The 1212-nt window shown below is 49.8% G+C and carries 2 protein-coding genes; one reads left to right on the top strand and one right to left on the bottom strand.

Translation table 11 applies throughout. The features are described from left to right. Positions 1 to 710, top strand: a 710-nt coding sequence (locus ACR0EL_RS21570) for a Hint domain-containing protein (protein ID WP_480502220.1), incomplete at its 5' end; no start/stop codon positions are given. A gap of 127 nt (positions 711 to 837) precedes the next feature. Here ACR0EL_RS21570 and ACR0EL_RS21565 read toward each other — a convergent pair. After that, positions 838 to 1098, bottom strand: coding sequence for a helix-turn-helix domain-containing protein (locus ACR0EL_RS21565; protein WP_480502218.1), 261 nt, complete (start codon positions 1096 to 1098; stop codon positions 838 to 840). Between the last annotated feature and the right edge of the window lie 114 nt (positions 1099 to 1212).

Below are 1212 nucleotides of genomic sequence, written 5' to 3'. Positions count from 1 at the left end.
CAAACAACAGCATCGTTACTGCACCTCCTTCAGATTACGACACTTTGCCATCCTTCGTATGCTTTACACTTGGGTCGATGGTTTTGACACCTCTGGGCTCAAAACCCATTGAGACTTTGCAACCCGGCGACCTAGTGACAGTTTTCGATGGAACAGCAAAGCCTGTTCGCTGGATCGGAAGACGACGCCTCACCGTTGGCGACTTACAGCAAAGTCCGCATCTCTGTCCGGTTCGTTTTCGTGCAGGTAGTTTCTCACGCAAATGCCCGACACGGGATCTGACGGTTTCGCCACAACATCGGATTGCTGTTACCTCGCCAGACATGCAGCTGTGTTTCGGCGAAAGCTTGATGCTAGCGCCTGCCAAGGGCTTGCTGGATGGTGAAATGGTTTTCCAACTCCCACCCGACCAAGAAGTTCATTACATTCACGTTCTCTTCGACCAACATGAGCTAATTTGTGTTGAAGGCGTGTGGTCCGAGTCCTTTTTCCCCGGCGATACTTCTCTAGACGCGATGGATCGCGCAACGCTGCGCGAGGTTTTCGAACTATTTCCTGAGCTGCGTCAGAGAAGAGAACGATTTGCCGAAACCGTCCTGCCCACACTGAAACCATATGAGGCAGTCTTACTGCGCGAAGGTCTCTATTCGCCCGATGAGATGTCATGCACTGTCAGACCCGAGCACAGGGGCCAGCAGCTTCATCTATGAATACCAGCAAAAAGATGTTTCTGAACAGCGTGTGCTAGTTAGAATCCTGGTTGTTTAGTACTTCCTTTGAAATTGGTTTATCCAACCAAGCCGGGAAGTCGTCAAAGAACTCCAAGCGTTCTTTTCATCAGTCACCCTTATTGACCAAAACCACCCCTACCCCATTAGCCGTGTCACCTTCATCCAGGAACTGAATGCCTTGGTTCTCCAACGCCTTGCGGATGGCTTCAATCGTCTCTTCTCTACCGCCAAGTTCCCCGGTTGAAGCCTCTAGCCGTTTGATTGTCGGAATCGATACTCCTGATTTGTTTGCTAGTTCGATTTGCGACCATTGCAACAAGGCTCGCGCTGCTTTTACTTGCTCTATTGATACTTTTAGTATTGACACCTATATGCCCCTTATGGTGATACTTTTAGTATTAACACTGAATTGGAGGAAACAGCAATGACTGAACAACGCGTTCGCGCGAACGGGGAAAGTGTGTCCGGGCCAATCTTCGAC

The sequence above is a fragment of the Ruegeria sp. AH12 genome, assembly GCF_056541465.1.
Note: the sequence above shows the minus strand (reverse complement) of the source record. Positions and strands in the feature narration are given on the sequence as shown.